This window comes from Streptomyces sp. NPDC085946 (genome assembly GCF_044540485.1).
Taxonomy (GTDB): Bacteria; Actinomycetota; Actinomycetes; order Streptomycetales; family Streptomycetaceae; genus Streptomyces.
Genome location: NZ_JBITSF010000012.1, coordinates 35819 through 56882, shown reverse-complemented (window position 1 = coordinate 56882; position 21064 = coordinate 35819). Strand labels below are relative to the sequence as shown.

The 21064-nt window shown below is 74.4% G+C and carries 22 protein-coding genes; 11 read left to right on the top strand and 11 right to left on the bottom strand.

From position 1 onward, the window contains the following. Window positions 1-159 precede the first annotated feature (159 nt). From ACIF8T_RS23585 to ACIF8T_RS23575, 3 genes are all read right to left on the bottom strand, one after another. The gene (locus ACIF8T_RS23585; RefSeq protein ID WP_400038066.1) at window positions 160-1188 is read right to left on the bottom strand and encodes an SDR family oxidoreductase; all 1029 of its coding nucleotides are present in this window, start codon (window positions 1186-1188) and stop codon (window positions 160-162) included. A 288-nt stretch (window positions 1189-1476) separates the two neighbouring features. Next, a complete protein-coding gene (locus tag ACIF8T_RS23580) occupies window positions 1477-2697 on the bottom strand; it encodes an aromatic acid exporter family protein (RefSeq protein ID WP_400038065.1) in 1221 nt (406 codons plus the stop codon). 89 nt (window positions 2698-2786) lie between these two features. After that, entirely contained in the window at window positions 2787-3443 is a 657-nt protein-coding gene (locus ACIF8T_RS23575) for an HAD family hydrolase (RefSeq protein ID WP_400038064.1), read from the bottom strand. A 286-nt stretch (window positions 3444-3729) separates the two neighbouring features. Between ACIF8T_RS23575 and ACIF8T_RS23570 the strand changes: the two genes are divergently transcribed. From ACIF8T_RS23570 to ACIF8T_RS23560, 3 genes are all read left to right on the top strand, one after another. Continuing rightward, window positions 3730-4536 carry an SDR family oxidoreductase gene (locus ACIF8T_RS23570; protein ID WP_400038063.1) on the top strand — a complete coding sequence of 269 codons (807 nt, stop codon included), beginning with the start codon at window positions 3730-3732 and terminating at the stop codon, window positions 4534-4536. A gap of 13 nt (window positions 4537-4549) precedes the next feature. Continuing rightward, window positions 4550-5566, top strand: a complete 1017-nt coding sequence (locus ACIF8T_RS23565; RefSeq protein ID WP_400038062.1) for a DNA topoisomerase IB — start codon at window positions 4550-4552, stop codon at window positions 5564-5566. Between the two features lie 68 nt (window positions 5567-5634). Further along, the gene (locus ACIF8T_RS23560) at window positions 5635-5871 is read left to right on the top strand and encodes a hypothetical protein (RefSeq protein WP_400038061.1); all 237 of its coding nucleotides are present in this window, start codon (window positions 5635-5637) and stop codon (window positions 5869-5871) included. Between the two features lie 226 nt (window positions 5872-6097). Here ACIF8T_RS23560 and ACIF8T_RS23555 read toward each other — a convergent pair whose 3' ends face one another. The 5 genes from ACIF8T_RS23555 to ACIF8T_RS23535 all read right to left on the bottom strand — a co-directional run bounded on the left by ACIF8T_RS23555 (window position 6098) and on the right by ACIF8T_RS23535 (window position 10628). Further along, window positions 6098-7339: a ricin-type beta-trefoil lectin domain protein gene (locus ACIF8T_RS23555; protein WP_400038060.1), complete on the bottom strand. Its 1242-nt coding sequence runs from the start codon at window positions 7337-7339 to the stop codon at window positions 6098-6100. Window positions 7340-7455: 116 nt separating this feature from the next. Next, window positions 7456-8007 carry a VanZ family protein gene (locus tag ACIF8T_RS23550; protein ID WP_400038059.1) on the bottom strand — a complete coding sequence of 184 codons (552 nt, stop codon included), beginning with the start codon at window positions 8005-8007 and terminating at the stop codon, window positions 7456-7458. A gap of 117 nt (window positions 8008-8124) precedes the next feature. Beyond that, on the bottom strand, window positions 8125-8808 hold the full coding sequence (locus tag ACIF8T_RS23545) for a DUF4230 domain-containing protein (RefSeq protein ID WP_400038058.1): 684 nt from the start codon (window positions 8806-8808) through the stop codon (window positions 8125-8127). 240 nt (window positions 8809-9048) lie between these two features. Then, window positions 9049-9429, bottom strand: coding sequence for an anti-sigma factor antagonist (locus tag ACIF8T_RS23540; RefSeq protein WP_400038057.1), 381 nt, complete (start codon window positions 9427-9429; stop codon window positions 9049-9051). A 248-nt stretch (window positions 9430-9677) separates the two neighbouring features. After that, entirely contained in the window at window positions 9678-10628 is a 951-nt protein-coding gene (locus ACIF8T_RS23535) for an NADP-dependent oxidoreductase (RefSeq protein WP_400038056.1), read from the bottom strand. 71 nt (window positions 10629-10699) lie between these two features. On the opposite strand from ACIF8T_RS23535, the gene ACIF8T_RS23530 reads away from it, so the two are divergent. The 6 genes from ACIF8T_RS23530 to ACIF8T_RS23505 all read left to right on the top strand — a co-directional run bounded on the left by ACIF8T_RS23530 (window position 10700) and on the right by ACIF8T_RS23505 (window position 16298). Further along, entirely contained in the window at window positions 10700-11656 is a 957-nt protein-coding gene (locus ACIF8T_RS23530; protein WP_400038055.1) for a GlxA family transcriptional regulator, read from the top strand. A gap of 285 nt (window positions 11657-11941) precedes the next feature. Then, window positions 11942-13681, top strand: a complete 1740-nt coding sequence (locus ACIF8T_RS23525; protein ID WP_400038054.1) for an ATP-binding protein — start codon at window positions 11942-11944, stop codon at window positions 13679-13681. A 5-nt stretch (window positions 13682-13686) separates the two neighbouring features. Beyond that, a complete protein-coding gene (locus ACIF8T_RS23520) occupies window positions 13687-14097 on the top strand; it encodes a roadblock/LC7 domain-containing protein (RefSeq protein WP_400038053.1) in 411 nt (136 codons plus the stop codon). Next, window positions 14094-14465 (top strand): DUF742 domain-containing protein, encoded by a 372-nt coding sequence (locus ACIF8T_RS23515; RefSeq protein WP_400038052.1) that lies wholly within the window; start codon window positions 14094-14096, stop codon window positions 14463-14465. The genes ACIF8T_RS23520 and ACIF8T_RS23515 overlap by 4 nt, the downstream gene beginning before the upstream one ends. After that, on the top strand, window positions 14446-15051 hold the full coding sequence (locus ACIF8T_RS23510) for a GTP-binding protein (RefSeq protein ID WP_400038051.1): 606 nt from the start codon (window positions 14446-14448) through the stop codon (window positions 15049-15051). Before ACIF8T_RS23515 ends, ACIF8T_RS23510 begins: the two co-directional genes overlap by 20 nt. Further along, a complete protein-coding gene (locus ACIF8T_RS23505) occupies window positions 15048-16298 on the top strand; it encodes a cytochrome P450 (protein WP_400038050.1) in 1251 nt (416 codons plus the stop codon). Before ACIF8T_RS23510 ends, ACIF8T_RS23505 begins: the two co-directional genes overlap by 4 nt. Window positions 16299-16462: 164 nt before the next feature. Here the strand turns inward: ACIF8T_RS23505 and ACIF8T_RS23500 are convergent, their stop codons facing one another. Then, window positions 16463-17494, bottom strand: a complete 1032-nt coding sequence (locus ACIF8T_RS23500) for a 7-epi-alpha-eudesmol synthase (protein ID WP_400038049.1) — start codon at window positions 17492-17494, stop codon at window positions 16463-16465. Between the two features lie 398 nt (window positions 17495-17892). Between ACIF8T_RS23500 and ACIF8T_RS23495 the strand changes: the two genes are divergently transcribed. Continuing rightward, window positions 17893-18285 (top strand): VOC family protein, encoded by a 393-nt coding sequence (locus ACIF8T_RS23495; protein WP_400038048.1) that lies wholly within the window; start codon window positions 17893-17895, stop codon window positions 18283-18285. A 185-nt stretch (window positions 18286-18470) separates the two neighbouring features. On the opposite strand, the gene ACIF8T_RS23490 is transcribed toward ACIF8T_RS23495, so the two are convergent. Together ACIF8T_RS23490 and ACIF8T_RS23485 are read right to left on the bottom strand one after the other, a co-directional pair. Further along, window positions 18471-18767 carry a DUF4235 domain-containing protein gene (locus ACIF8T_RS23490; protein WP_400038047.1) on the bottom strand — a complete coding sequence of 99 codons (297 nt, stop codon included), beginning with the start codon at window positions 18765-18767 and terminating at the stop codon, window positions 18471-18473. Window positions 18768-18818: 51 nt separating this feature from the next. Continuing rightward, window positions 18819-19844 carry a glutathione S-transferase family protein gene (locus ACIF8T_RS23485; RefSeq protein ID WP_400038046.1) on the bottom strand — a complete coding sequence of 342 codons (1026 nt, stop codon included), beginning with the start codon at window positions 19842-19844 and terminating at the stop codon, window positions 18819-18821. A gap of 146 nt (window positions 19845-19990) precedes the next feature. On the opposite strand from ACIF8T_RS23485, the gene ACIF8T_RS23480 reads away from it, so the two are divergent. Beyond that, window positions 19991-20911: a cation diffusion facilitator family transporter gene (locus ACIF8T_RS23480; protein ID WP_400038214.1), complete on the top strand. Its 921-nt coding sequence runs from the start codon at window positions 19991-19993 to the stop codon at window positions 20909-20911. The last annotated feature ends 153 nt before the right edge of the window (window positions 20912-21064 follow it).

Here is a 21064-nt window from a genome sequence, read left to right as displayed (position 1 = left end):
CGGCCCTCACGGTCCCGCCGCCTCTCCCGGCCGGGGCCCCGCCGGCCCGCCGCGCCCCCGGCCGACCCGGCCCTCGTGTTCCGGCCCCCCACCTCCCCGGTGGGGGGCCGCGACAGCTCCGCGTGACCTCGAAACGGACCAGCCCCGGGGCACCCCGGCTCAGCCCACCTTCCCGCCGTGCAGCGGCTCCGTCCGTGCCCCGCCGCCCTGCTGCAGGCCCCGCAGGAACTCCTCCACGACCTCCGTCGCCGTGCGCTCCGGACGCCAGCCCAGCTCCGCACGCGCCCGCGTGCAGTCCATCAGCGGCAGGCGCAGCACCGCGTCGAAGAGGTGCGGGGAGGCCGGCAGCAGGTGCAGGCCCCAGGCCGCGGCGATCGCCGTGCGGGCCGCGGTACGGGGCAGCCGGAACGGGCGGGCGCCGAACATCTCGCCGAGCAGTTCGGCGTCCACCGGCGGTTCGGCCGCGAGGTTGAAGGGGCCGCGGACGTCGGAGCGCACCGCGAGCCGGTAGGCGTTCGCCGCGTCGTCGGTGTGCAGGACCTGCATCCGCAGCCCGGGCACGTCGGGCAGGAAGGGCAGCAGCTCCGGGCGGGCCAGCGAACCCGGCAGGAACCGGCCGCCGAAGATGCGCCGCTGCTCGCTCGCCGACTCCCACTTGAACAGGAAGGCGGGCCGCATCCGCACCACCCGCGTCCCGGGGTGGTCGCGTTCGAAGATGTCCAGGGCGCGCTCCAGGTACGCCTTCTCCCGGCAGTACGCCGCGTCCGGCCAGCCGTGCGTCGGCCAGGACTCGTCCACGGCGCGGTCCTTCGGGCCGGGGGAGTACGCGCCGACCGACGAGGCGTGCACCAGCGCCGGCACCCCGGCGGCGGCCACCGCCTCGAAGACCCGCATGCTGCCGAGCACGTTGGTGCGCCAGGTCGTCGCCGGGTCGTGCGTCGGCTGGAACGCCCAGGCCAGGTGGACGACCGCGTCGGCGCCCGTGAACTCCTTGGCCAGGTCGGACTGCTCGGAGGCCAGGTCGACCGCGGCCCAGTCCGTCTTCGGCGGCGACCAGTCGGGCAGCCGCCTGGCCATCCCCAGCACGGATCCGACGTCCGGGTCCTCGGAGAGGAGTCGCACCACGCTGGTGCCCACGTTGCCGGTGGCACCCGTGACGACGACCCTCATGCCCGTTGCGCTGCTCACCTTCCGCTCCTCTCGGCCGACGGCTCGCACAGAGGTGGCCGGGTACCCGGTCGCGGGGCAGGGAAAAGCCCCGACCACGACGGGGGGATCGCGGCCGGGGCGGCTCGGGGGCGGGTACGGACGGCGGTCGCCTCGCGGCGAAACGCTCCACAGGGCTTCAGCCGAACGATCGTCCCTGTGGGCAGAAGATGAGGCCCGGGGACACTGTCCCGTCCGTACCCACGGTTGGTTCAACGGGCAACCACCGTGGTCTGTTCCGCTTCCCGTCCTCCGGTGCGGTGAGGTGCGTCACGCGCCCCGCGCGTCCGGCACGGTATCGGCCCAGAGGTTCTCGGCCTGCAGCAGCAGGGTGCCCAGGACCGCCGTCCGCGCCGCGCCCCGCCCGGCGTGTTCCCGCAGCTCCTCCTGCAGCCGGCCGTGCAGCTCCCGGCGCGCGGCCTCGGCCCGCTCGTCCGCGGCCGCGCCCTCACCGCCGTCCGGCAGGCGCTCCGCCTCGGCCAGGCAGGCGTCGCCGACGAGCTCCAGCAGACGCGCGTACGCGCGCAGGGCGCGGCCGTCGGGCAGGGCGGGCGTCCGGGCGTCGTCGGCCGCCACCACCAGGGTCCGGACCAGCGCCGTGAGGTCCGCGGTGACGCGGGCGAAGCGCTCGTCCTCCTCGACGGGGGGCAGGGCGGCCCGCGGAGCGCGGTGGAACACGCGCAGCGGCCCGGAGGTGAGCCGCAGGCTCTCCTGGCTCCAGCCGCGGGCCGAGCGCAGCGCCTCCAGGCGCCGCTCCAGCCGTGCCGATGCGGCGAGCCAGTCCGGGACGCGGTCCGCGTCCCACGCCCCGCGGCGCAGGTCGGCGGCGAGGGCGTGCAGCACCTCGCCCGCCTCCCGGGCGAGCGCCGCCAGGTTCTCCCGCACGTCCCGCAGGTGGATCGGCGGCAGGACCAGCGCGTTCACGGCCACGCCGATGACCGCGCCGAGCGCCGCCTGCCCCACCCGGTGGCCGACCGCGGCCGCGCTGAAGGCCCCCGAGGTGAGCGTGAACAGCGCGGTGGTGGCCGCGTAGATGCCCTGGTCGCCGAAGCGCGGCCAGTTCGCGAGCAGCACCAGCACCGGGACGCACAGCGCGAGCGCGACCGTGACGTCCCCGGTGAGCGCCTGCGCGGCCGACGCCAGCAGGGTGCCCACGCAGATCGCCCCGCACTGCCGCGCCGCCTGGACCAGCGAGCTGTACACGGTGGCCTGCACCAGCACCACGGCCACCCAGGGCGCCATCAGGGCCAGCGGATCGTCGAGCCACACGCCGGCCACCAGCCAGGCCAGCAGCGCCGCCCCGGCGGCCTTCAGCGACTGCACGACCAGGTCGCGCTCCCGCCCCGGCCCCCGCCAGGCGGCCCGCGCGGCCTCCGCGACGCCCCGTCCCTCACGCCGTACGGCGTCCGCGGCCCGGGCCGCCGTCGCCGCGCCCGGCCGTCGCCGTCCGGCACGCCCCTGCCTCCGTATCGCATCCGTCCCACCGGTCATCCGGTGCGGGTATCCGCGCGACCGGGGGCGTCACGCCGGAGTGTGACCGGACGCACTCGCCCGGGAACGCGCGGGCCGGGGCGGCGGCGTCACGCCAGGGGGCTGTCCGGCAGCGACGCCAGCAGGTCGGCGGGATCGGCGTAGACGTGGTCCGCGCCGGCCTCCTCCAGGTCGGCGCGCGGGACGCCGCCGCACAGCACGCCCACGCAGCGCACCCCGGCCCGGCTGCCGGCGCGCATGTCCCACACCGTGTCGCCGACGAACACCGCGCGCTCGGCGGGCACCCCGGCCAGGTCCAGGGCGTGCCGGACCGGCTCGGGCGAGGGCTTGCCCTCCTCGACGTCGTCGGCACTGGCGGTCGCGGTGATGGCGTCGTCCGCGTCGAGCGCCCGGCGCAGCGCGGACAGCTCCGCACCGCTCGCCGAGGTGGCGAGCACCACCTTCCAGCCGTCGCCGTGCAGGCGCCGCAGGAGCTCCCCGGCGCCGGGCAGGGCGGGCAGCCGGTCGAAGTACTGCCCGTACAGCGCCTTGTGCGCGGCGCTCAGCTTCCCGTCCTGTTCCGGGTCGCGGTCGTCGCCGAGCAGGTGGGCGACGAGGTCGGTGGAGGGCAGGCCGACGGCCCGGTGGACGGCGTGCATCGGCACCCGGTGGCCCGCCTGCCGCAGCGCCTCCCACCAGGACACGACGTGCAGGTGGTTGGTGTCGACCAGAGTGCCGTCGACGTCGAACACGGCCGCCCGTTCCATGTGTGAAGTCCTTTCCTCGCTCGCCCCGCGGGTACCACCTCAGCGGCCCGCCACGCCCGCCGGCACCCGCGCCGCGGTGCGGAACGCGCGCACGCGGCAGGCCGGCGCCGGGGACCGCTCCCGCGGGAAGGCGATCCGGTCCAGTGCCTCCGGGGGGTCCGTCCGTCACCTCCCGGCACCGGGGTTCCCCCGCACCGCCGGGGCCGCACGAGGGACCGCGCGGTTTGCCCGGTACGCCCCCGGGTACTGCGATGCGTCGTCCCCCACGCCGACGAGGAGGCATGCCATGTCCACTTCCGCCGTCCCGCGCAAGGTCGCCGTCGTCACCGGTGCCGACTCCGGCATCGGCAGGGCCACGGCCGTACGGCTGGCACAGGCGGGCCTGGACGTCGGCATCACCTGGCACAGCGACGAGAAGGGCGCCGAGCAGACCGCCGAGGAGGTCCGCTCGCACGGCCGGCGCGCCGAGGTGGCGCGGATGGACCTCACCCGGCTGCCGGAGGCCGCCGACACCGTCGACGAGCTGTGCGAGCGCCTCGGCCGCGTCGACGTGCTGGTCAACAACGCCGGTACGGGCACCATGACGCCCTTCCTGGACCTGGGGCTCGACGACGTCCGCGAAGTCCTCGACGTCGACCTCGTCGGCCCGTTCCTGTGCGGGCAGAAGGCCGCGCGGCACATGATCCGGCAGGGCGACGGCGGCCGGATCGTCAACGTCACCTCCGTCCACGAGCACCAGCCGCGCGTCGGCGCCGCCCCGTACTGCGCGGCCAAGGGCGGCCTCGGTCTGCTCACCCAGGTCATGGCCCTGGAACTCGCCGAGCACGGCATCACGGTCAACGCCGTCGCCCCCGGCGAGATCTCCACGCCGATGACCGGCCAGGAGGACACCGACCCGCACACCGAGAGCCGTCCCGGCGTGCCCCTCGGGCGGCCCGGCGACGCCCGCGAGGTCGCCGCCGTCATCGCCTTCCTCGCGAGCGCGGACGCCTCGTACGTCACCGGCGCCTCCTGGAGCGTGGACGGCGGCATGCTGCGGATGGGCCCGCAGGCCGGATCGCATCTGACCGGCGACGACTGGCGACGGCCCTGAGGGGCGGGGCGCCGTGAGACTGCGCACCAGCTCCTGCGAGCAGCCGGGCTTCCGCCGCGTCCGCCACGGGCGCGGCTTCCGCTACCTGGACGCGAAGGGCGAGCCGCTCACCGACCGCGACCAGCTCGCCCGGATCAAGGCCCTGGCCGTCCCGCCCGCCTGGCGGGACGTGTGGATCTGCCGCTGGCCCAACGGCCACCTCCAGGCGGTCGGCACCGACGACGCCGGACGCCGCCAGTACCTGTACCACGAGGAGTTCCGCGCCCGGCAGGACCAGGCCAAGCACCAGCACGTCCGCCAGGTCGCCCGGGCCCTGCCCGAGCTGCGCGCCCGGGTCGCCGGCGACCTCGCCGGGCGGGGACTGAGCCGCGCCCGGGTCACCGCCTGCGCGGTCCGCCTGCTGGACCTCGGCTTCTTCCGCATCGGCAGCGACCGGCACACCCGCACCAGCGAGACCTACGGCCTGACGACGATGCTGCGCGAGCACGTCAGGTGCGGCCGCGGCGAGATCGCGTTCCACTACCCGGCCAAGGGCGGCATCGAACTGGTCCGGGCCCTGGTGGACGAGCAGGCCCACGCCGTCGTCCGGGCCCTGCTGCGCCGGCGGCGCGGCGGGGAGCGGCTGCTGATGTTCCACGAGCGCGGCGCCTGGCACGAACTGCACGGCGGCGATCTGAACGAGGCGCTGCGCCGGCTGTCCGGCACCGACATCACCGCCAAGGACTTCCGCACCTGGCACGCGACCGTCCTCGCCTCCGTCGCGCTGGCGGTCACCGCCGAGGAGGCCCGGGCGACCGCCGCGGCCAGGAAGCGGCAGACGGCCCGGGCCGTGCGCGAGGTCAGCCACTACCTGGGCAACACGCCCGCGGTGTGCCGGGCCTCCTACATCGACCCGCGCGTCTTCGAACTGTTCGAACAGGGCGAGACCATCGCCCCCGCGCTGACCCGGCTGGGCGAGCACGGCGACTTCGGGCGCCCGGCCACCCAGGGCGCGATCGAGGCGGCGGTGCTGGACCTGCTCGGCGACTGACCCGGCCCCGCGGGGGGCCGGGTCCCGTGGACCCCGCACGGGCGGCGGTTCGGTTCTACGCTCGATGCATGACCGAAATCGCGAGCCCGCACATCTCCCACCCGCGGATCCTCGTGCTCGGGGTCCAGCCGGGCACGCCGCCGTTCCGGATCGTGGAGATCGACGGCCAGGTGGTCGGCGAGGCGAAGGCCGTCACCGACGTCCTCCAGGCCGCCGCCGCGTGGGGCATCACCGTCCACGACCTGGACGACCCGGAGGTGGTCCGCTGGGTGGGTGGGGACAAGTTCACCTGGACCGTGCGCTAGGGGCTGTCGTTCGGATCACGCCGCGGACGCGGGGCCCGGCACGCGCATCCGCGGCGTTGTCGTCGGTTGCCGATGCTCCGCATCGCCGCCCTCCTCCGCCTTGCGGCTACACGCACCGGGCCCCGCTCACCAGCGCCGACGACCTACAGTCGATTCCCCGCGACCTGATCCGAACGACAGCCCCTAGGCGCGCTGTGCGGACGGACCGCCGGCGCGGCCGGCCGGCTCAGCCGACCGTCCACTTCTGGTTGGCGCCGCCCGTGCAGGTCCAGATCTGCAGCCGGGTGCCGTTGGCCGAGCTGTTGCCCGTGGCGTCCAGGCACTTGTCGGCCTGCGGGTTGACGATGTCGCGCGCCGCGGTCACGACCCACCGCTGGGCGGCGGTGCCGTTGCAGTCCCACAGCTGGGTGGGGGTGCCGTCCGCGGTGCCGCCCGAGGCGACGTCCAGGCACTTGCCGAGCGCGCGCAGCGTGCCGTCGGCGCCGACGGTCCACTGCTGGGCGGCGGTGCCGTTGCAGTCGTAGAGCTGCACCGGGGTGCCGTTGGCGGGGTTCGCCCCGGCGACGTCCACGCACTTGCCGGCCAGGCCGCGGATCGGCACGCCGGCCGCCGAGTCGCTCGTCGTCACCGACACGTGGTCCACGAGCAGCTGCTGCGGGAAGACCGTGGAGCCGTCCGGGTCGCCGGGCCAGTAGCCGCCGACCGCCAGGTTCAGGATCAGGAAGAACGGCTTGTCGAACACCCACTGCCGCCCGCCCAGGTCGGCCGGGGTACGCCGCTGGTAGACCTGGCCGTCCACCGACCAGGTGATCGAGCCGGGCGCCCAGTCGACGGCGAAGGTGTGGAAGGCGTCCGCGAAGGCCTGGCCGTTCGGCAGGGTGTAGCCCGCGCCGATGCCGCCCGAACCCGAGTAGCCCGGCCCGTGGATCGTGCCGTGGACGGTGGACGGCTCGAAGCCGACGTTCTCCATCACGTCGATCTCGCCGGAGTTCGGCCAGCCGACCTGGCCGAGGTCGGTGCCCAGCATCCAGAAGGCGGGCCACATGCCCTGCCCGCGCGGGATCTTCATCCGCGCCTCGACGTGCCCGTACTGCGCCGCGAACTTCCCGGAGGTGTTCAGCCGGGCCGAGGTGTACTGGCAGGTGCCGTACCAGCACTGGTAGTTGGCCGGGTTCTCCCGGCGGGCGGTGATGACCAGGTGGCCCTGGCCGTCCAGGGCGGCGTTGCGGGTGTCGGCGGTGTAGTACTGCCGCTCGTGGTTGTTGACGTTGTCGCCGGTCTCGGTCTGCCACTTGGAGGAGTCGACCGCGGCCCCGGCGGGCCCGTCGAACGTGTCGGAGAACGTCACGGCGGCGGCCCCGGCGTCCGCCGACGGGGCGGCCTGCGCGGGGCCGGCGAGGGCCGATCCGGTCAGCACGGCGGACAGGACGGCGAGGAGACATCTGCGAAGCAGGCGTGGGGAGTTCACGGTTCTTCCCTTCCGTACGGCGGCACGCGGGCGCGCCGAGGGGGGTGGGGGGTGAAGGGTGCCCTCCGATTGAAGAAGTGAAGGGAAGCGGCCGTCAATACCCTGGTACGGACCAATCAGTTGGAGGGGCGGGGCCTGCGGGCGTGCACCGCGCGGCTCAGCCGCCGTCCGAGGAGCAGGTAACCGATCAGCGCCCCGGTGGTGTTGAGGATGACGTCGTCGATGTCGAAGGCCCGCCCGGTGATCATCGCGCCCTGCGCGAACTCCACCAGCAGCATGACGAGGGCCGTCAGCAGCAGCACCCGCAGGATCTTGCGGGTCCGCGGCGCGACGACGGGCACCAGCACGCCGAAGGGCACGCCGAGCAGCAGGTTGCCGCCGATCTGCTTGGCGGCGTCGCGCAGGCCGGGCTGGTCCAGATAGGCCCGCAGGGAGCGGCCGGGGTGCACGTTCGTGTGGGTCAGCGCCTCGGAGGCGGGGGAGGGCTGCAGGGTCAGCCGGGCCAGCACCACCGCGAAGGCGACCATGAACACGAAGGCGCACAGCATGGCCAGCAGGCGCAGCGGCAGGGGCAGCGGCCGCCGCTCGCGGTCGGCGCCGACGGGGTGCCTCGTCGGAGCGGGGCGCCGGCGCAACACCGAGCGCGGGCCTGAGACTGCACGGGCCATGCGGTCCTCCCAGTTCGTCAAGTGCGTTTGCTGCAGAGCCGGTTACCCGCGGTCCGGCCGGCGATGCCGTCGCCGGCCGGACACCTCCCGCGCACCGCGCGGAAACGGCCGCTCGGTTCACTTCCCGTACGAGACCCGCACCTTCTCGAAGCCGAGGGAGCCCAGCAGCCCCTGCAGCATCTCCGTGGTGTTGGACTCGGCGCGCGCGGTCAGCCCGCTCTCCTCGGCCGCGTCGCCGATGTGCCGCACGGCGAGCTGCTGCACGGCCTGTTCGCTGTTGGGATTGTCCGAGAACAGGTCCCCGAGGCGGTCGAGGAAACCGCGCTGCTTGGAGACGGCGTAGGAGCGGTCGGGGTCGAGGGCGGGCCTGCCGAGCTGTGCGCGGGGCAGCCGGAGCGTGGCCGAGGTGCGGTCCTCGTCGACCCGTACGTCGTTCTCGCCGACCTTCCCGAGGTCGACGTAGGCGTCCACCGTGCCCGCGCCGACGTACAGGGTGCGGCTGCCGCGGATCGCGTCCGGCAGGAACTTGGCGTCCTTCTCCAGGTCCACGACGACCTGGAAGTTGCCGGAGGCGGCGTCGTAGCGGCTGATGTCCTGGATGGACTTCAGCAGCGCCGGGCCCGAGCGGTCCTGGGTCTCGGTGCCGAACAGGTCCTTCAGGCCCGGGAGCACGGTCAGCCGGAGCCCGACGAAGAGCACGGCGAGCACCAGCACGACCGCGGTCACCGCCTTCGCCCAGCCGGGTACGCGCCGCGGGGTCCTGCTGTCGGAACCGGGGGTGCGCTTGACCGAAGTCGTCATGGCGACGGTCCTCCTTCCTACCGTCCGGATGCCCTCGACTCGCCCTGCCAGACGCCCGGTTGACGACGGACCGGTTCGCGGGGAGGCACACGGGGCGCACGGCGCGCCGCCGTCCGGCGGAGGATGCCGGAGGGGTGGCGGAGGGCGGCGGAAGGACGGCGGAGGGACGGCGGAGGGACGGCGGCGCCGGTGCGAGGACCGGACGGGCGGGCCGGGAGGGGAGCGGGCGGTCGGCGGCGCTCACACCTGGCCGGAAGTGGCCTCCGGCAGGGCGAGGGCGGCCTCCACCGACGGCTGCGGGGGCAGCAGCCGGGCCAGACCGGTGACGCGCAGGACGCGCAGGGTCAGCGGGTGGGTGCAGACCAGCAGCAGGCGGCCGTGCCGGTCCAGCACCCGGCTGCGGGCGCGGTAGAGCAGCCGCAGCCCGGAGCAGTCGAAGAACTCCACCCGCGTCAGGTCGATGACGATCCGCGCCTCGGGGCGCGCCGTCACCCGGTCCAGGCACGGGGCGATCTCCGCCGCCGCGGCGATGTCGATCTCACCGCGGAGCTCCAGCACCGTGTGCCCCCGGTCCTGGCGGATGCGCAGATGCCGGGAGGACGGTGCAGGTTCCTGCCGCACGACGACATCGCCTCCAGCCTGCTGCGTGCGTGGGGGAGGGCGGGTCCCGAAACAGCTCCCCGCCCAGCAAGTTACCCTCGGCAGACTGCATTTGAGCATGTTCGATTGACATATGTCTTCGAATTGCGACGGAGTTCCGGCCAGGTTCGCGCGGGGCGGGCGCGCCGGAGCACGCCCGGCGCACCCGCCCCGTCCACCCCGTGCGGCGCTCCGCCGGCGACCGGCACGCACCACCCCGGCGCCCCCGCTCAGTCGACGACCAGCACCAGCTTCCCCGTGGTGCGGCCGGTACCGCCCAGCGCGTGCGCCTCGGCGGCCTCGGCGAGCGGGAAGGTCCGCTCCACGGAGGCGCGCAGCCGGCCGGTCTCCACCAGCTCCGCGATCGCCTTCATGTCGTGGTGGTCGGCGTCGACCAGCATCCGGACCGCCCGGACCCCGAGCCGCTCGGCCTCCGCCGGGAAGTCGTCCGAGCCGACCGGCAGGATCGACACCACGACGCCGCCGGGGCGCAGCACCCGCAGCGAGCGCATCGCGGTGTCCCCGCCGATCGTGTCCAGCACGACGTCGACGTCCTTCACGACCTCGGCGAAGTCCGTCTCCCGGTAGTCGACCGGCTCGTCCACACCGATGTCGCGCAGGAACGCGTGCTTGCCCGCGCTCGCGGTGCCGACGACGTACGCGCCGCGCGCCTTGGCGATCTGCACGGCCACGTGCCCGACCCCGCCCGCCGCCGCGTGGACCAGCACCCGCTGCCCGGGCCGCACGTCCGCGTACTCGACGAGGGCCTGCCATGCCGTCAGCGAGACGAGCGGGAGCGCGCCCGCCTGCGTGTGGTCGATCCCGGCCGGCTTGCGGGCGAAGGCGCGCGCGGGGCCGGTGACGTACTCGGCGTGCGAGCCGTGGCCGAAGGGGTAGGGCAGCATGCCGAACACCTCGTCGCCCGGCTGGAACAGGGCGACACCGACACCCACGGCCTCCACCACCCCGGAGACGTCCCAGCCGAGGACGAAGGGCGGCCGGCCGAGGAAACCGCCGTTCTCGCGGTGCTTCCAGTCGGTGGGGTTCACCCCGGCGGCGCGCACCCGCACCAGCACCTCGTTGGGGCGCGGCGCGGGCCGCTCCAGCCGTACTTCCTTGAGGACCTCGGGACCGCCGAGGACGTCCTGGCCGATGGCGCGCATCGTGTCGTCGTTGCTCATGGGAACCAGCCTGCCCGGCGGACTCCGCCTCCGTAACTGGCACGAATGTCATGCTCCGATAGGATCGTGCCATGCGGCACGCGAAGCGCCCGGAACGGGTCATGGTCCTCGCCCTCGACGGCGTCTACCCCTTCGAGCTGGGCATCCCCAGCCGGATCCTCGGCGCGGCCGACGGCCGGTACGAGGTGTTCACCTGTACGGCCGACGGCCGTCCGGTGCGCACCGACGCGGACTTCACCGTCACCGCCGAGCACGGCCCCGGGATCCTCGCCACCGCCGACACGGCGGTGATCGCACCGGTGGCGCCGTCCCACGTGACCCCCGGGCTGCCGGACGGCGTCCGTGCCGCCCTGGACCTGATCCGCCCCGAGGCCCGGATCGTCTCGATCTGCACCGGCGCCTTCGTGCTCGCCGCCGCCGGGCTCCTCGACGGGCGCCGGGCCACCACGCACTGGCAGCTCACCGGGCACTTCCGGCGCCTCTTCCCCCGCGTGGAGCTGGATCCGGACGTTCTCTTCGTCCAGGACGGCCGGTTCCTGACCTCCGCCGGAGCCGCCTCCGGCGTCGACGCCTGCCTCCACCTGGTCCGCGAGGACCACGGCAGCCGCCTGGCCAACACCGTCGCCCGCCGCTGCGTCGTCCCGCCGTTCCGGGACGGCGGCCAGGCCCAGTACATCGAGCAGCCGGTCCCCGAGCAGGGGGCCGCGAGCACGGCGGCCACCCGCGCCTGGGCCCTGGAGCACCTCGGCGAACCGCTCACCCTGGCCGACCTCGCCGCCCACGCCCGCATGAGCCTGCGCACCTTCGCCCGCCGCTTCCAGGACGAGGTGGGCCTGAGCCCCGGCCGCTGGCTCATCCAGCAGCGCGTGGCCCGCGCCCGCCACCTGCTGGAGTCCAGCGACCTGACGGTCGACCAGATCTCGGCCCGGGTCGGCTTCGCGACCGGCGCGTCCCTGCGCCAGCACCTGCACGCCGCGATCGGCGTCTCGCCCCAGGCGTACCGGCGGACGTTCCGGACCGCGCGGTGAGCCGGGGGCGCGAGGGCGGCCGCGCGCCGGCCGGGGAGAAGCGCGGGAACGTACAACTCCACTGGTCCGCATAGGTATTTGTCGACTCGTCGCGCCCTCCCGGAGCGTGACCGAACCCCCACGTCCGGGACCTGGTGCGATTGATCCTTTCGCGTCCGGAGCCGATAAGCTCCCGACCGGCGCTGCGAGTTGACGCGAACCGCGACGAGTCGACCCGCGGTGCGCACTCATGAGTGCGGTCCCTTGCACACCCCCCCTGCTCGATCATTGCTTCAAAGGATGCAGATGCAACTCGCCACTCCGCCACCGGCGGCGCGGCCACCCGTCGCCTGGTACAGCTGGTGGCTGATGCCGCTGGGCCTGGGAGGCGGGACGGTCGCGGCCACGTTCATGAGCTCGGAGCGCGTCACCGCGGCCGTCGCGGGTGCCGCGGCGACGGCGGCCGGCGCCGTGTGCGTACGCCTCCTGCTGCGCACCCGCTCCCGGCTGAGCCGGGCGGAGAGCACCTTCCGCGCCGCACGGACCGAGCACGCCGAGCAGTGGCAGCGCCACGTGGCGGGACTGGAGCGCGAGTTCGCCGCCGAACGCGCTGCCCAGGAGAGCCGGTTCGCCGAGCAGGGCGCCGCCTACGAGACCCGGCTGGCCGAGCGGTCCCGGGCCTGCGAGGAGCAGCTGGCCGAGCAGGCCGCGTCGTACGAGGCCCGGCTCGCCGACCAGGCCGCGGACCGGCAGGAGCAGCTGTCCCACCAGCTGGCCGCCGTCGCGCGCCTCGCGGACGAGCAGTTGCCCGAGGCGATCTCCCGGCTGCGCGCCGGCGACGCCATCGACGACGTGCTCCCCGCCGTCGAGCAGTGCGCGAAGGTCGGCGCCGACCTCCGGGCCGAGCTGCGCAAGATCCTGCGCACCGCGCTGATCGGCGTGGAGGAGGAGCTCGACCGCTCCACCTCCGCCGAGCAGGCCGTGATCAGCATCGGCAACCGCATCCACGTGCTGACCAGCAAGCTGCGCGGCCGGCTGCACGAGATGCAGGGCGAGCACGGCCGCCTGCCGGCGGTCGCCCGGGGCCTGATGGAGCTCGACCAGGAGATCGGCCCCGCCGACTGCCTGGCGGCCAGCATCGGGGTGCTCGGCGGCTCGGACCGGCCCGGTCGCCAGTGGCAGGAGCCGCAGCGCCTGCTGAGCGTGGTGCGCGGCGGCATCGGCCGCATCAAGGACTTCCACCGGGTGCAGATCCGCCACCTGCCCGAACTCGGCGTCGACGGCGGCCTGGTGGACCACCTCACCCTGGTCTTCGCCCACCTGCTGGACAACGCGGCCCGCTACTCGCCGCCCACCGAGCCGGTCGTGGTCTTCGGCAAGGAGGTCCCCAACGGCGTCGGCATCGAGATCCAGGACTCCGGCAAGGGCCTGAGCGAGGAGAAGAAGCGCGAGGCCGAGCACGCCCTGGCGGGCACCGCGCCCGGCGCCGGCCTCGGCGGCGTCACGGAGGACGCCAACATCGGCCTGCGGGTCGTCGGCATCCTCGCCCGCCGCTACGGCATCCGCGTCACCTTCGCGGACTCGCCGTGGCTCGGCACCTCCGTCGTCGTGGTCGTCCCGCACAAGTACTTCAGCCCGCTGCCCCCGGCGGCCACCGCCCCGGCGGGCCGTACCGCCGGGACCGCCCCGCGGCCCGGCGCCCCCGCCGCGGTCCCGGCCGCGACCGCCGCGCCGTCCGGGGCCGTCGGTACCGACGGCCCCGGCGAGTCCGCCGACGGCGTGGAGACCACCCCCGGCGGCCTGCCCAAGCGCCGCAGCGGGCGGACCGGGACGGCCGCGCCGCGGCAGGCCGACGGCACCGGCCGGACCGCCCGGGGCACCGTCTCCGCCGAAGTCTCCGCCGTACCGCCGGACGCGTCCTTCGCCGGTCTCGCCGCCTTCGCCACCGCCGGACGCGGCTCCGGCGGGGCGTACCCCGCGGCCGGCGACCGCGCCGCGTCCGCCGGACGCGAGTCCACCGAGCACCGCACCGAAGAGAGCGACTAGTCCACATGACGCAACAGGGAACCGACGTGAGCTGGGCGCTCCGTGATCTCGTCGAGAGCATCCAGGAGATCCGTTTCGCCCTCGTGGCCTCCAGCGACGGCAAGGCCATCACCTCCTACGGCGCCGAAGACCCCGACGACGTGGACCGCTTCGCGGCCGTGGTGGCCGGCCTCCAGGCCCTGGCCCAGCCGGTCGCCGAGCAGTTCCCCAAGTACGCCGGCCGGCTGCGGCTGGCGATGATCGAGGTCGACGGCGGCCACCTCTTCGTGGTCCGCGCGGGCGTGGAGACGTATCTCGGCGTCCTCGCCCGGGAGGGCCTCGACCAGGGACTGCTCGGACACCAGATGAGGGACCTCGCCCGCCGGATGGGCGAGCTCCTCGGCACCACCGCGCGCCTGGAGGAGCACTCTGGATGAGTGCTCCCCGCCGGCCGACGGACCCGTCCGGTCTCGAGCGCTACTACGTCCTCACCGGAGGGCGCAGCGGACCGGGCGGTTCGGCGCCGAGCCTCGACGTGGCGACCCTCATCGTCTCCCGCGCGGCACCCGGACCGGGCATGCAGCACGAGCACGAGGAGATCCTCAGGCGCTGCCGCGATCCGCTGTCGGTCGCCGAACTCGGCGCCCACCTCGGATTACCGTTCAACATTCTCGCGGTGCTGCTGTCGGACCTGCTGGACGCAGGCCGCGTCGAAGCCCGTGACCCCGTCCCGGCGCACGCCGCCGGCCGCGGGCCCGACCTGGCGCTCCTCGAGGAGGTACTCAGTGGACTCCAAAGGCTTTGACCGACTCGGACGGGACGCGTCCGGGGGCACCCGCTCGGTGAAGATCATGATCGCCGGCGGCTTCGGCACCGGGAAGACCACCATGGTCGGGTCGGTCAGCGACATCAAGCCGCTCACCACCGAGGAGACCCTCACCCAGGCGAGCGCCGGCGTCGACCCCCTCATCGGCGTCACCGACAAGACGCAGACCACCGTCAGCCTCGACTTCGGCAAGATCGGCCTCAACGACAGCCTGGTGCTGTACCTGTTCGGCACCCCGGGCCAGGAGCGCTTCTGGTTCCTGTGGAACGGCCTGTTCAAGGGGGCGCTCGGCGCGGTCGTCCTGGTGGACACCCGGCGCCTGGCCTCCAGCTTCCGCGCCATCGAGGAGATGGAGCGGCAGGACGTGCCCTTCGTCGTCGCCCTCAACGTCTTCCCGGACTCCCGGACCTACCCGGTCGAGGAGATCCGGGACGCCCTGGACATCCCCGCGCACATCCCGGTGGTGTCCTTCGACGCCCGCGACCGGGCCTCCAGCCGCGACGTGCTCGTCGCCCTGGTCCACCACCTGAAGGAACGCTCGGCCGTCGCAGTGGAGTCCCGATGAACGACGAGAACGCACCCGCCCCGGGCCCTCCGCGCGGCTGCCCGGCCGCCCGTCACGGTGCCGGACCCACGCGCCTGTACGGGCCGGAGGCGGCGACCGACCCGGCCGCCGTCTACGAGCGGCTGCGCAAGGAGCACGGCACCGTCGCGCCGGTCCTGCTGGAGGGCGACGTGCCCGCCTGGCTGGTGCTGGGCTACCGCGACAACCGGCGGGTGCTGGACAACCCGCGCCGGTTCAGCCGGGACGCCCGCATCTGGCGGGACTGGGCGCAGGGCCGCATCGAGGAGACCTCGCCGCTGGTGCCGATGCTCGGCTGGCGCCCGGACTGCGTCTCCCAGGACGGCGAGCCGCACCGCCGGCTGCGCGGGGCGGTCACCGACGGCCTCCAGGCGGCGACCGCCCGGGGCGTCCGGCGGCACGCCACGCACTTCGCGAACCAGCAGATCGACGCCTTCGCGGACGCCGGGCAGGCCGACCTCGTGGCGGACTACGCCGAGTACCTGCCGATGCTGGTCCTCACCCGCGTCCTGGGGCTGCCCCAGGGGGAGGGGCGCACCCTGGTCGAGTCCTGCGCCCAGGTCCTCAAGGGCGGCGAGGACGCCGTGACGCACGACGCGCGCATCAAGGAGATCCTCGGGGAGCTCGCCGAACGCAAGCGCGCCGAACCCGGGCCCGACTTCACCACGGCCCTGCTGCAGCACCCCGCGGGGCTCGACGCGGACGAGGTCGTCAGTCACCTGCGGCTGGTGCTGATCGCCGCGCACACCACGACCAGCAACCTGCTGGCCCGGGTGCTGCAGCTGGTCCTCACCGACACCTCCCGGCTGTCCGGGCTGATCAGCGGGCAGCTGAACGTCACGGCGGTGGTGGAGGAGGTCATGTGGAACTCGCCGCCGCTGGCGGTCCTGCCGGGCCGGTTCGCCGCGGGGGACCTGGAGCTGGGCGGCCAGCGGATCGAGGAGGGCGACCTGCTGGTCCTCGGCCTCGCGGCGGGCAACCTCGACCCCGACATCCGGCCGGACCCACACGTCTCCATGCAGGGCAACCAGTCGCACCTGGCGTTCAGTTCGGGCCCCCACGAGTGCCCCGGGCAGAACATCGGCCAGGCGATCATCGAGGTCGCGGTGGACGTCCTGCTGCACCGCCTCCCGGACCTGCGCCTGGCCGTACCGCCGGAGGAACTCGGCTCGACGGCGTCGACCTGGGAGTCCCGGCTGGACAGCCTGCCGGTCGAGTTCGCCGTCTAGTCTCCTGACTCAGAAGACCAGGGGCTGCCGCCCGGATCACGCCGCGGACGCGGGGCCGGCCCGCGCGTCCGCGGCGCTGCCGTCGGTCGCCGGTGCTCCGCACCGCCGCCCGGCTGCCGCGGGGGCGGCCGGGCGCGCCGTGCACGCGGCCCGGTCCGCGCGGCTCACACGGTCAGCAGGTCGTCCACCGCGCCGCGCCCGGCCAGCTCCGCCGTGGCCACCGCCCCCTCCTTCGCCACCGCGTAGCGGCCCGTGGTCAGCGCCCACTCGTAGTTGCCGCCGATCCAGTGCTGGACGGCTTCCACGCCCATCCGCACCCGGTGGCGCTCGTCGTCGTCGAGGCCGAGCTCGTCGCACATCCGCGGGACGCGTGCCTCCAGTTCCAGGTACTCGCCGAGGCAGGCGGTCGTCATCCGGTACGCCTCGTCGGCCGCCTCCCGCCACGAGCAGCCGCGCTCCCGGTGCAGCACGGCGATGAGGTTGTGGCCGTCGCCGCGGCGCTGCTCGCGCTCGAAGGAGTGGATGTCGTTCATGAACCCGATGGTGTCGGCGGCCAGGTCGCGCATCCGCTCCATCAGCGGATGCGCCATGGCCTGCGGCGGCACCTCGAAGCCGCGGCTGCGCTCGCCCGCGTCGATGCTGTGGTGGATGCCGACCGTACGGCGCCGGAACGCGGCGTACTCGTCCAGCGCCAGCGTGCCGGCCAGCCCGCGGGCCGCCAGGTCCACCTCCTCGCAGTGCGCGACCAGGAACCGCCCCCACGAGGCCGCGAACCGCGTCTGCCACGTCAGGGACATGCCATCCGAGAGGTGCCGCCACACCTGCGCCCACGCCAGGGTGATCGGGCAGACCACCCGCGGCATGCTGCCCGCCGGCCGCAGCGGCGTGACGGCGAGCTCCCGCGCCACCTCCGCTATCCGGTCCGCCCGGTCGGGCCGGCCGGTGTCGAACTGGTCGTCGAAGAGGAAGGCCAGGGAGAACCAGTTCATCAGGACGACCATGTCGTCCGCCGAGGCGTGCGGGTAGGTACGGGCGGCGGCCTGCGGAAGGTCCCAGGACCTGTACTCCTCGAACCCGGCCCGGCTGCGCACCAGACCCATGTCCCACACCCAGCGCAGGTGGCGCGCGCGGGCGTACTCCAGGTGCCCGCTCACAGGCGTGTCGAAGGGCAGGTCGAACCGGACGTCCTGAGGCATGTGCTTCCTTTCGGGAGACGGACCGCAGAGCCCCCCACCCCTGCGAGCGGAGGGCCGCGATCGGCCGCCCGCACACTCGAACTCTGCTTCGTGATCCGAACACCGGACCGAGAAGCGGTACGAGGCTGCCCGCCGCGGGATTCGGCCATACCGGGACGCGTTCGTGATCTTCGTTACTGTCGGCGCCTCCTGAGGTGCGTACACTCCCGCGCCTCCCGTGCACCCCCTTCTCCCCTTCCGCCCCGGACGGCCCGCCGACGGTCAACGCCCTTGCGGATGTGCGGTGTTCGCGCCACGGGGACGGGCCGGCGGCCGACTGAATCGGCCGGGCCGGGATATCCGCTAGGTACCGGGCGCGGGGCACCCCAGTCCCGCGCCCCGAATCCTGCGGAGGAGAGATGGCACTGGTGAACGCGGGCGTCGTGGTGCTCGACTGCGCCGAGCCCGAAAGGCTCGCCGTGTTCTACACGGAGCTGCTGGAGGGGGAGCAGACCGACGCGACCGCCAACCGGGTGGAGATCAAGGGGGCCGACGGCTTCCGGCTGGCACTGCGCCGCGACGTGAACGCCACCCCGCCGAGCTGGCCGCGGCCCGAGAACTCCCTCCAGGCGCACCTGGAGTTCGTGGTGGACGACCTGGACGCGACGGAACGCCGGATCGTCGGCCTCGGCGGGCGCCCGCTGGAGGCCAAGGACGCGCCGGGCCCCCTGGAGGAACGCGGCTTCGCCGACCCGGCGGGCCACTCCTTCGTTGTGCGCCGCACCACGCCGACGGCCCCCAAGCAGGGGTGAGCGGCCGGGACCTCGCACCACCGCCGGGGGGGGGGGGGGGGGGGGGGGGGGGGGGGGGGCGGGGGGCCGCGGGGGGGGCGGCCGGGGGGGGGGCCCCCCCCCCCCCCCCCGCCCGCCGGCGGGCCCCCCGCCCCCCCCCCCCCCCCCCCCCCCCCCCCCGGCGGTTTCCGAGGGGCCCGGACCCGTCAGTCCCGGCCCTTGCCGTCGCCGGCCGGCCAGGTGCCGGTGGAGCGTTCGATGACCTGCGCGCCCGCACGGTCCACGGCACTGCGCACCACGGCGAAGAGGGCGCCCTGCACGGCCGCGGCCAGCAGGATCTCCCCCCAGCCGCGGTCCTTGTCCAGCGCGTCGGGCGCGTTGTCCTCGTGCCGGATCACCTGCCACGTCTTCTGGAAGGCCAGCCCCGCCAGCCAGCCGCTCGACCAGCCCAGCACGAACCCGAGGGGCTTGTAGGCGAGGGGCAGCTTCTTCTTCTTGGCCACGTTCTTCTCCTTGGTGGATGGGCGGTTGTTCGGTTCGGTGGTCGGAGGGGGTCAGGGCCGGCCGGGGACCGGGATCCGCTCGCCGGCCGGGGGCGGGCCGGGCGGCGAGCCGTCCCCGAACGGCCGGCCGCCCAGCTCCTCGCGGTGATGGGGCGTCAGCCAGCCCGCCAGATCGGGCCCCAGGGGCACGATCCCGGTGGGATTGATCCCGGTGTGCACCTGGTAGTAGTGCCGCTTGATGTGGTCGAAGTCGACGGTGTCGCCGAAGCCGGGCGTCTGGAACAGGTCGCGGGCGTACGCCCACAGCACCCGGTTCTCCGTCAGCTTCCACCGGTTGCACTTGAAGTGGCCGTGGTAGACGGCGTCGAACCGCACCAGGGTGGTGAACAGCCGGATGTCGGCCTCGGTGAGGGTGTCGCCGACCAGGTACCGCTGCCCGCGCAGCCGCTCGGCCAGCAGTTCCAGCCGCCGGAACACGGCCGTGCAGGCGGCCTCGTACTCCTTCTGGCCGGTGGCGAAACCTGCCCGGTACACCCCGTTGTTGACGTCCTCGAAGACGTCCGCCATCACGGCGTCGATCTCGTCGCGCCGCTCCCGCGGGTACAGGTCGGGCGCCCCCTCGCGGTGCAGGGCCGTCCACTCGGTGGCGAAGTCGAGGGTGATCCGCTGGTAGTCGTTGGTGACCAGCCGCCCGCTCGGGACGTCCACCAGCGCCGGCACGCTCACCCCGCCCGGACGGCCCGCCTCCCGCCGGTCGTACGCCTCGGCGAGGTAGCGGATGCCGAGCACCGGGTCGCGGCCGTCCGGGTCCAGGGTGAAGCGCCAGCTGCGGTCGTCCTGGACCGGGTCGGCGACGGCCAGCGACACGGCGTCCTCCAGGCCGAGCAGCCGCCGGGACACCAGCGACCGACTGGCCCACGGGCAGGCGCGGCTGACGACGAGCCGGTACCGGCCCGCCTCCACGGGCCAGCCGTCCCGGCCGTCCGCGGTGACGCGGTCCGTGAAGTGCGCCGGGGACCGCTTGAACGCCTTCCTCCCGTAGGCGGCGTTGCCGGCGTCCTGCTTGTCGCGGCTCATGACGTCCTCCTCCCTCCCGTGCGTATGCCCTGGTGACGGTGTTCCCCGGGTTCCCCGATTTCCGTCCCCGGCACGGTGTGAGCTACGCCGACCGGGGGCAATCGGCGGTGGTGAGTACACGAGAGGACCGGAGGACACGCGTCACCGTGCTGGTGGCGCTCGCGGCCAACCTGGTGATAGCGGCGGCCAAGGCCGTGGGGGGACTCGCCGCGGGATCACCCGCCCTGCTGTCGGAGGCGGCGCACTCGGTCGCCGACAGCCTGAACGAGGTCTTCCTGCTCGCCGCGCTGCGCCGCAGCCGGCGCCCGGCGGACCGGCGGCACCCCTTCGGGTACGGCAAGGAGCGGTTCTTCTGGTCGCTGCTCGCCGCCGTCGGCATCTTCGTCATGGGTGGCTGCTTCTCCTTCTACCAGGGCGTCGAGGCCCTCAGGACCGACACCGAGGAGGAACTCGGCGGATACACCGCCGGTCTCGTCGTGCTCGTGGTCGCCCTGCTCGCCGAGGGGGGCTCCCTGCTGCGGGCCCTGTACCAGGCGCGCCGGCAGGGCGGGATGGAGGACGGGCTGCGCGACCCGGCGCTGCGCACGGTGGTCGCCGAGGACGGCACCGCCGTGCTCGGGGTGAGCCTGGCCATCGTCGGCATGGTGCTGCACATGGTCACCGACCAGGTGGCGTGGGAGGCCGCCGCGTCCCTCGCGATCGGCGCGCTCCTGGTGTTCGTCGCCTACCGGCTGGGGCGCGAGGCCCGCGACCAGCTGATCGGGGAGGCCGCCGACCCGCGGGCCAGCGGCCGCATCCAGGCCCTGCTGGAGGCGCAGCCCGAGATCGACAGCGTGGAGGCGCTGTTCACCATGAAGACGGGGCTCGACTCGGTCCTGGTGGCCGCGCGGGTCGACCTGGCGCCCGGGCTGGACAGCGAGCACGTCGAGGAGGTCGCGGTCCGCATCAAGCGGTCCATCGCCCGTACGGTGCCCGAGGCGGACCAGATCTTCCTCGACGTGACGGACCGGCTCGCCCAGGAGGCGGCGGAAAGCCCCGCCGCGACGGGGGAGCGCGGCGGGGCCTGACCCACGAGTGCCCGCCGCGGGGAAGATCATGTCCGCCCCCGGGAGGAAACCCCGGCGGCCCGTCCTCTTCCGGCGGTCGCGGTACGGCGGGAAGCGGCCACCACCCGTCACCGCCGCCGACCTCACGGGCCGTCAGGTTCCCCGCCGGTTCCC

Coding starts and splice junctions, on each gene's coding strand:
- ACIF8T_RS23500 (WP_400038049.1), bottom strand. CDS start 17,494: ATGCCTCAGGACGTCCGGTTCGACCTGCCCTTCGACACGCCTGTGAGC.
- ACIF8T_RS23560 (WP_400038061.1), top strand. CDS start 5,635: ATGACCGAAATCGCGAGCCCGCACATCTCCCACCCGCGGATCCTCGTG.
- ACIF8T_RS23570 (WP_400038063.1), top strand. CDS start 3,730: ATGTCCACTTCCGCCGTCCCGCGCAAGGTCGCCGTCGTCACCGGTGCC.
- ACIF8T_RS23495 (WP_400038048.1), top strand. CDS start 17,893: ATGGCACTGGTGAACGCGGGCGTCGTGGTGCTCGACTGCGCCGAGCCC.
- ACIF8T_RS23550 (WP_400038059.1), bottom strand. CDS start 8,007: ATGGCCCGTGCAGTCTCAGGCCCGCGCTCGGTGTTGCGCCGGCGCCCC.
- ACIF8T_RS23525 (WP_400038054.1), top strand. CDS start 11,942: ATGCAACTCGCCACTCCGCCACCGGCGGCGCGGCCACCCGTCGCCTGG.
- ACIF8T_RS23580 (WP_400038065.1), bottom strand. CDS start 2,697: ATGACCGGTGGGACGGATGCGATACGGAGGCAGGGGCGTGCCGGACGG.
- ACIF8T_RS23535 (WP_400038056.1), bottom strand. CDS start 10,628: ATGAGCAACGACGACACGATGCGCGCCATCGGCCAGGACGTCCTCGGC.
- ACIF8T_RS23505 (WP_400038050.1), top strand. CDS start 15,048: ATGAACGACGAGAACGCACCCGCCCCGGGCCCTCCGCGCGGCTGCCCG.
- ACIF8T_RS23520 (WP_400038053.1), top strand. CDS start 13,687: ATGACGCAACAGGGAACCGACGTGAGCTGGGCGCTCCGTGATCTCGTC.
- ACIF8T_RS23530 (WP_400038055.1), top strand. CDS start 10,700: ATGCGGCACGCGAAGCGCCCGGAACGGGTCATGGTCCTCGCCCTCGAC.
- ACIF8T_RS23515 (WP_400038052.1), top strand. CDS start 14,094: ATGAGTGCTCCCCGCCGGCCGACGGACCCGTCCGGTCTCGAGCGCTAC.
- ACIF8T_RS23485 (WP_400038046.1), bottom strand. CDS start 19,844: ATGAGCCGCGACAAGCAGGACGCCGGCAACGCCGCCTACGGGAGGAAG.
- ACIF8T_RS23545 (WP_400038058.1), bottom strand. CDS start 8,808: ATGACGACTTCGGTCAAGCGCACCCCCGGTTCCGACAGCAGGACCCCG.
- ACIF8T_RS23575 (WP_400038064.1), bottom strand. CDS start 3,443: ATGGAACGGGCGGCCGTGTTCGACGTCGACGGCACTCTGGTCGACACC.